Source organism: Halomonas sp. SpR1, from assembly GCF_031010175.1.
Lineage (GTDB): Bacteria > Pseudomonadota > Gammaproteobacteria > Pseudomonadales > Halomonadaceae > Vreelandella.
Window position 1 is genome coordinate 23,657 of record NZ_JAUAMB010000047.1, and the last position, 7,723, is coordinate 31,379.

The following is a 7,723-nucleotide window of genomic DNA, read 5'->3' on the forward strand; positions in this document are numbered from 1 at the left end:
GTCATCTCGGGGGAGGGCTATAAAAAACGGCTCCTAAGGGTTAGGAGCCGAATGCCTCTAAATAGTTAATTGAAAAACCATTTTTAACTTAGAAGCTTTCCCACTCAGGTGCTTCCTGCTGACGTTTCACAGCAGGGAGTGCTGGTCTGTTCGAGGCATTGGTGCGTGCAGGTGAAGGGGCCAATGCTGCACGAGACGGCTGTGCTTTTTGTTGCGCATTCGGCAACTTGAAGACTTCCATGGCATACAGTAGAGAGTGGGCGTTTTGCCGCAAGTTGTTGGCCGCCGTGGCACTTTCGTGTACCAGGGAGGCGTTCTGCTGGGTAACCTGATCCATCTCGGTCACCGCTCGTCCCACTTCCTGCACACCGGTGCTCTGCTCGGCGCTGGCATGGCTGATCTCATGCATGATGCTGGTGACCCGCTCGATAGCCGCGACGATCTGCTCTGTAGATTTGCTGGCTTCTTCGGCGCGCTCGTTGCCATGGGCGACCCGTTCCAGGTTGCTAGAGATAAGGTCGTTGATCTCTTTTGCGGCATCGGCACTGCGTTGGGCAAGTTTACGCACTTCTTCTGCGACTACCGCAAAGCCGCGGCCATGTTCCCCAGCCCTGGCAGCCTCGACCGAGGCGTTAAGCGCCAGAATATTGGTTTGAAAGGCAATTGCATCAATCGTTGAGATGATTCCCGCAATTTCCTGAGAACTCTTATTGAGATCGTTCATGGTGGCAACGACCTGACTGACCGCTGCGCCGCCTTGCTTGGCTGTGTTAGAGGCGCTGGAGGCCTCTTTGCTAGCTTGCTCGGAGTTATCGGCGTTGAGTTTGACGGTGCTGTTGAGCTGCTCCATTGCTGAGGCGGTTTCGGCTAGTGCGCTGGCCTGCTGTTCGGTGCGCGAAGAGAGGTCGTTATTGCCTTCAGCAATTTGCTCGCTGTTGCTGGCCACCGCTTCTGCCGAAGCGCGCACCTGAGTCACAATGGTTTGTAATTGATGCGCCATGGCAACCTGTGACGCCATAATGCTGCGTGTATCACCTTTCTTGAGCTGCCCCTGGCTGGTTAACTCGCCGCGACCAATGGCTTCCGCGAAGGCTTTGACTTCATAGGGTTCAGCACCCAATTCACGTAGCAGCTGGCGGGATAAAAACACCGCGATCAAACCACCGACCAATAACGCAAAGAGTGTTAGCCCCAGCATCTGCATTTGAAAACCGGAGGCGGTATCGCGGGCTGTCGCTGTGGTGGCGTCGTTCAACTGCTGCTGGAGGTTGATAAACTGATTAATGCGGTTAAGCCACTCGGTGTAAGCGGGGCCTGCCTGTTCAAGTAGCAGTGTTTGCGCCTGCGCATACTCGTCGGCTTCGCGGGCTGCTATTACCTGCTCGGTTAGTTCCCGTGTGAGTATGGCTTGGTCATTGATGCTGTTAATAATACTTTGCTCTTGAGCAGTGCCAGCATATTCGCTGGTCACTTGCTCCATGCCTGTCGTGGCTGTGCTGTATGCGCTACGCAGGCGTTCCATTTCACTCTCTAAGGAGCTGAGGTTGCCGTTCCCGGCGGTGATCACAATGTCGCGAAGCACGATAGCGCGATCATGTACGCTACCTCGCCAGTCCACTGCAAAGCGCTGTTTGGTTCCGTTGACGTCGTTGATTGTCGCTAAATCCCGGTCAATTTGATTGACCTGATAAATGCCGACGGCGGTTAACAGAACCAGCAGCCCAAGCAAGGCAGCAAATCCGAGTGTTAAACGCGTGCTAATTTTGGTGTTGCTGGAACGTGCTTTAAAAAGTGGCATTGGTTGCTCCCTTAGGTGCCGTTAAGGCACTTTATTATGCAGACGAGCTAATCATACATTTCTGTACAGTATTTGTATAGGAAATAATGACTACCTGTACAATGCTTGCTGTCAGTCTGTGTTTTTTCTTTTAAAATCATCTGTTTGATCTTTTTTTGAATAAAAAAAACCACGCCGAAGCGTGGTTTGGTAGATAGATGTTGTACAGTTTTTAGCGATTGCTGGCCCGCACAGGCTTAATCATTTCGGCCTAAGTGCTTGGGAACAAAACGGCTGCCCTGCAGTTGTTCGTGATTAGGCGCGTTTTCACGCAGCACAGCGAGAACTTCATTGGCGCGGTCCTCCATGTCGAGGCCTTGATAGCCCTCAACCATGGTGGCCAGGGCATCTCGGGTAGCGCTGGATTCGGGGTAGTTTTCGATTACCCAACGACCGCGCTCAACGGCTGCTAAGTAAGCGCCACGGCGTAGGTAGTAATCAGCGACGTGGAGCTCATGGCGGGCCATTAGCTCACGCAGGTAGACGATACGCTGCTGGGCGTCAGCGGCGTATTCGCTCTGCGGATAACGCTGAATCAGCTCGCGGAAGTCGTTATAGGCATCCCGCGAAGCCCCCAAATCGCGTTTGGAAATATCGATCAGGCGCAGGCGCTCGAGGCTGAAACGACCCGCCTGCCACGCGGAAAGGCCACGCAGATAGTAGGCATAGTCCACTTGCGGATGGTCAGGATGCAGGCGAATAAAGCGGCTGGCCGCCGCCCGGGCTTCTTCCCAATCGCTGTTTTCATAGTAGGCATAGATTAGCTCGAGCTGGGCTTGCTCGGCATGCGCGCCAAACGGATAGCGCGTATCAAGCGCTTCCAGGCGCTCTATCGCAATCGGGTAGCGGTTACTGTCGAGGGCCGTGCGGGCCAGTTCATAGAGCTCACGCTCCTGTACCCCCGCAAACTCATCTTCCTCTTCTTCGCTGGTATTGTTACTTGCACAGCCCGCTAGAAGGGCAAGGCTTAGGGCTAGAACGCCAAAGCGGTTGGCAGCTGAAAAAACGCGCATCATCATCCTCGTTGCAAACAAGCCTCAATCACCAAAAAGCGGCGATGGCCATAAGTAGAAATGGTAGAATAGGTCTCAGTCCGCCCACTATAAAACACCTCGGCTCAAAACGCAGGCTTAGCGACGTTTCGTTAGGCGTCGTCAAAGGTAGCCGCTAAGGTTTTTTGCGTCTTAAAGAGGATTTTCATGTCTCGTATAGGTTTTTCATGTCTCGTATAGTTGAAGACACGCAGCGCGTACCCGCGACGTTAGCCGGTGCGCGATTAGACCAAGCGGCGGCTGAGTTGTTCAGCGATTACTCCCGCGAACGCTTGAAAGCGTGGATCAACGCTGGTGAGTTGACGGTGGATGGCGCACCAGCCAAGCCGAAAGCCAAGCTGCATGGCCACGAAGTGTTGGCGCTTCAGGCCACCATTGAAGACGATACCCGGTTTGAGGCGCAGGATATTGCGCTGGATATCGTCTATGAAGACGACACGCTGATGGTAATTAATAAAGCCGCCGGTATGGTAGTTCATCCCGCGGCGGGTAATCCGGATGGCACGCTGTTAAATGCGTTGTTGCATCATCACCCGGCCATTGCCGAAGTTCCTCGGGCGGGCATTGTGCACCGCTTGGATAAAGACACTACGGGCTTGATGATGGTAGCTAAAACGCTGCCTGCGCAAACCGCGCTGGTCGAGCAGATGCAGGCGCGCAGCGTGTCACGCCAGTACGATGCAGTGGTGATTGGTAAGCCGGTGTCGGGTAGCACTATCGATGCGCCCATTGGCCGTCACCCCAAAGACCGTAAGCGCCAGGCGGTGACTGCTTCAGGCAAGCCTGCCATTACCCACTTTCGTGTTGTAGAGCGGTTCCGCGCTCATACTCATGTGCGCTGCAAGTTGGAAACAGGGCGCACTCACCAAATTCGTGTGCATATGGCGCATGTTCGACTCCCCTTAATTGGTGACCCCATGTACGGCGGTCGTGCCAAGCTGCCGCCTGGCGCCGCCGAGCCGTTGAAGGAGATCCTACGTGAGTTTCCCCGTCAGGCTTTGCACGCGCGTAAGTTGATTTTCAAGCACCCGGTAAGCGGCGAAACATTAACCTTTCAGGCAGACCTCCCCGATGATTTGTTAATGTTGTTGGATTACTTGCGCGAAGATAATGAGACGATGCGATGAGCGATGCCATTAATTTACGGCCGACGCTTTTAGTGCCGGACTGGCCTGCGCCGACTAACGTGCGCGCCTTTGTGACGACCCGGGAATCAGGGCCTAGCCAGGGTGATTTTGCCGCTTTTAATACCGCCTTACATGTGGGCGATAATGCTGATCATGTGGCGTTGTGCCGTCGTTTGTTGCAAAAGGAAATAGGCGACGAGCGGCCTCTGCTGTGGCTGAACCAGACCCATGGCGCCCGCGTGCAACAGTTTTATCAAACAGAAGCTGCCGACGCGGATGCCGCCATTGCTACCTCCGATGAGTACGCCTGCGTAGTGCTGACGGCAGACTGCTTGCCGGTTATGTTCTGCAATCGAGCGGGTACCCAGGTGGCGGTGGCCCATGCCGGCTGGCGTGGCCTGGCGGGCGGCGTGCTGGAAGCGACTATCGCGGCCATGAACACTGATCCTGACGATATTCTGGTCTGGTTAGGGCCTGCGATCTCCAACGCCCAGTTTGAAGTTGGGCCAGAAGTCTACGGCGCCTTTGTTGCCGTTCATCCAGATACCGCTGACGCCTTTGACCATAGCCCTTATCGGCTGGGGCATTACATGGCCGACTTATATCGGCTGGCGCGTTTTCGGTTAGAGGCGTTGGGCGTCAATCACATTAGCGGCGGTCACTTCTGCACCGCCTGCGAATCGCGCTTCTACTCCTACCGACGCGATGGTGGTAAGACAGGTCGTATGGCCAGCGTGATCTGGATCAATTAACGTTAATAAAAGCGTCCTTTAAGCCAGCGGTTTACGCCGCCACCTCTTGAAAAGCGTCGAACTGACGCCATTTAACTTGTCAAGCTAAGAGTGATTTAGCACGTCTAATGACACGTTATCGGGTCACGCGGTGCGTCCAAACGCACGGCTACCCCAGGAGGAATTCCATGCGTTTTGATAAATTTACCGCCAAGCTCCAAAGCGCGATTGCCGAGGCGCAGTCACTGGCCGTGGGCCGCGGCCATAATCAGCTAGACCCCGCCCATTTGCTGCTAGCCCTGCTCGACACCAAAGACACCGGTATTAAAGCCCTGATTGAAAAAGCCGAGGGCAGCCCTTCGCGCCTGCGCGATGGGTTGGTACAGCAGTTGGATAACTTACCCAAGGTGGGGCAGTTCGACGGCGAAGTGCAGCCATCGCGGGATTTCATCAAGCTGTTTAATTTAACCGATCGTGAAGCGCAAAAGCGCGGCGATCAGTTTATTGCCAGTGAGCTGGTGCTGCTGGCGGCGCTGGAAATGAATTCAGCGATCACCAAGCTGCTGAAAGAAGCAGGCATTAACCGCAAATCCCTCGAAGCCGCCATTAACAGCCTGCGCGGCGGTGCCACGGTGGACGACGCTAACGCCGAAGATCAGCGTGAAGCGCTCAATAAATACACCATGGATCTTACCCAGCGTGCGCTGGACGGCAAGCTCGACCCGGTGATTGGCCGTGACGATGAAATTCGCCGTACCATACAAGTATTGCAGCGGCGTACTAAAAATAACCCGGTACTCATCGGCGAGCCGGGCGTAGGTAAAACTGCCATTGTCGAAGGATTGGCCCAGCGCATCGTGAACGGCGAAGTACCTGAAGGCTTAAAAGATAAGCGCGTGCTCTCGCTGGATATGGGCTCGCTACTGGCAGGTGCCAAGTTCCGCGGTGAATTTGAAGAACGCTTGAAAGCGGTACTTAAAGAGCTCTCCCAGGAAGAGGGGCGGGTAATTCTGTTTATTGATGAGCTGCACACTATGGTCGGCGCAGGCAAAGCCGAAGGTGCCATGGATGCGGGCAATATGCTCAAGCCTGCTCTGGCCCGCGGTGAGCTGCACTGCGTGGGTGCCACTACCCTGGATGAGTACCGCAAGTACATCGAGAAAGACGCTGCGCTTGAGCGCCGCTTCCAGAAGGTGCTGGTGGATGAGCCCACCGAAGAGGACACCGTGGCAATTCTGCGCGGCCTAAAAGAGCGCTACGAAGTTCACCACGGCGTGGATATTACCGACTCCGCTATTATTGCCGCGGCCAAGCTATCGACACGCTATATCACCGATCGCCAACTGCCCGATAAAGCCATCGATTTAATCGATGAGGCCGCCTCGCGGATTCGTATGGAGCTGGACTCCAAGCCGGAATCGATGGATCGCCTTGATCGCCGCTTGATCCAACTTAAAATGGAGCGGGAAGCGCTTAAGAAAGAGACCGATGAAGCGAGCAAGAAACGTCTGGAAGCACTGAGCACCCAGATTCACGAGTTAGAACGCGAATACGCTGATCTTGATGAAATTTGGAAAGCTGAAAAAGCCAGCATTCAGGGGGCTGCGCAGTTTAAGGCCGATTTGGAGCAAGCACGGCTTGATTTGGAGCAGGCCCGTCGTCAGGGCGACTTGGGCCGTATGTCGGAAATTCAGTACGGCAAGATTCCAGAGCTCGAGAAGAGAATTGCTGAAAGCGGCGAGGGGGAGGCGGATACCTCCAGCCACCAACTGCTGCGCTCCAATGTGACTGAAGAGGAGATCGCCGAAGTGGTATCCCGCTGGACGGGCATTCCGGTCTCCAAAATGCTCGAAGGCGAGCGCGATAAACTGCTGCGTATGGAAGAGGCGCTGCACGAGCGAGTGATTGGACAGCATGAAGCTGTCGAGGCGGTGGCCAACGCGGTGCGCCGCTCACGGGCCGGGCTTTCCGATCCTAATCGCCCCAACGGCTCGTTTCTGTTTCTCGGTCCCACCGGGGTAGGCAAAACCGAGCTGTGTAAGTCGCTGGCTAACTTCCTGTTTGATACCGAAGAGGCCATGGTGCGTATCGATATGTCCGAGTTTATGGAGAAGCACTCCGTGGCCCGTTTGATCGGTGCACCCCCTGGCTACGTAGGCTATGAAGAGGGCGGCTACTTAACCGAGGCCGTGCGTCGCAAGCCCTACTCGGTGCTGCTGCTGGATGAGGTGGAAAAAGCCCACCCGGATGTTTTCAATATTCTGCTTCAGGTATTAGAAGATGGCCGCTTAACAGACGGTCAGGGGCGCACGGTGGATTTCCGCAATACCGTGATCGTGATGACCTCCAACATGGGCTCGGACATTATCCAGCGTATGGGGGGTGACGTTAGTGCTGATAAAGATAGCGATTATGAGGTAATGAAAAATATGGTCATGGAGGTGGTGGGCAATCACTTCAGGCCTGAGCTGATCAACCGTATCGATGAAGTGGTGGTGTTCCACGCCCTGGGCCAAGAGCAGATTCAGGCGATTGCCGGTATTCAGCTTGAGCGCTTAAAAGTGCGCCTCGCCGAACACGACCTGAAACTTGAGGTTAGCCCAGAAGCGATGGCGCAATTGGCGGTCGTAGGCTTTGACCCTGTCTATGGGGCCCGGCCACTCAAGCGGGCGATTCAGAGCCGTATCGAGAACCCGCTGGCCCAAGACCTGTTGGGGGGTAAATTTGCCCCTGGTGATACTATTCATATCACTGCAGAAGAGGGCAAGTTGGTATTTAGCTCATAATTGCGGCCGCCACTTGCGCGCAATTGAATAGGGTAAAAGCCCCGCTAGCTTTGCTAGCGGGGCTTTTTTTATGGTGCGCCAGGCATGGCGCGCAGCGCCTTGACTGGCGCTGTTCCTGGGGGTGGTGCCTCAGGATGACTTGGGGGTGAAAGTCCCCTGCACGCCCGGCAAGGGGAAGTGCTAGCCGACG

General features: G+C 55.1%; 5 protein-coding genes. 3 read left to right on the forward strand and 2 right to left on the reverse strand.

Annotation, left to right across the window (positions count from 1 at the left end; all coding sequences use genetic code 11):
* Positions 1 to 88 precede the first annotated feature (88 nt).
* Both QT231_RS21935 and QT231_RS21940 read right to left on the reverse strand, forming a co-directional pair.
* Entirely contained in the window at positions 89 to 1,798 is a 1,710-nt protein-coding gene (locus tag QT231_RS21935; RefSeq protein WP_308338920.1) for a methyl-accepting chemotaxis protein, read from the reverse strand.
* Between the two features lie 236 nt (positions 1,799 to 2,034).
* Entirely contained in the window at positions 2,035 to 2,850 is an 816-nt protein-coding gene (locus QT231_RS21940) for an outer membrane protein assembly factor BamD (RefSeq protein WP_308338921.1), read from the reverse strand.
* 206 nt (positions 2,851 to 3,056) lie between these two features.
* Here QT231_RS21940 and rluD point away from each other — a divergent pair, with 206 nt between their 5' ends.
* The 3 genes from rluD (at position 3,057) to clpB (ending at position 7,533) form a co-directional block, all read left to right on the forward strand.
* Positions 3,057 to 4,016: a 23S rRNA pseudouridine(1911/1915/1917) synthase RluD gene (gene rluD / locus QT231_RS21945; RefSeq protein WP_308338922.1), complete on the forward strand. Its 960-nt coding sequence runs from the start codon at positions 3,057 to 3,059 to the stop codon at positions 4,014 to 4,016.
* Complete coding sequence (gene pgeF, locus QT231_RS21950; protein ID WP_308338923.1) at positions 4,013 to 4,768, forward strand: peptidoglycan editing factor PgeF; 756 nt, start codon at positions 4,013 to 4,015, stop codon at positions 4,766 to 4,768. Before rluD ends, pgeF begins: the two co-directional genes overlap by 4 nt.
* Positions 4,769 to 4,935: 167 nt before the next feature.
* On the forward strand, positions 4,936 to 7,533 hold the full coding sequence (clpB, locus tag QT231_RS21955) for an ATP-dependent chaperone ClpB (protein WP_308338924.1): 2,598 nt from the start codon (positions 4,936 to 4,938) through the stop codon (positions 7,531 to 7,533).
* Positions 7,534 to 7,723: the final 190 nt, after the last annotated feature.

Excerpts from the sequence above, each read along its gene's own strand:
- QT231_RS21935 (WP_308338920.1), bottom strand. The coding sequence starts at position 1,798 with ATGCCACTTTTTAAAGCACGTTCCAGCAACACCAAAATTAGCACGCGT.
- QT231_RS21940 (WP_308338921.1), bottom strand. The coding sequence starts at position 2,850 with ATGCGCGTTTTTTCAGCTGCCAACCGCTTTGGCGTTCTAGCCCTAAGC.
- rluD (WP_308338922.1), top strand. The coding sequence starts at position 3,057 with ATGTCTCGTATAGTTGAAGACACGCAGCGCGTACCCGCGACGTTAGCC.
- pgeF (WP_308338923.1), top strand. The coding sequence starts at position 4,013 with ATGAGCGATGCCATTAATTTACGGCCGACGCTTTTAGTGCCGGACTGG.
- clpB (WP_308338924.1), top strand. The coding sequence starts at position 4,936 with ATGCGTTTTGATAAATTTACCGCCAAGCTCCAAAGCGCGATTGCCGAG.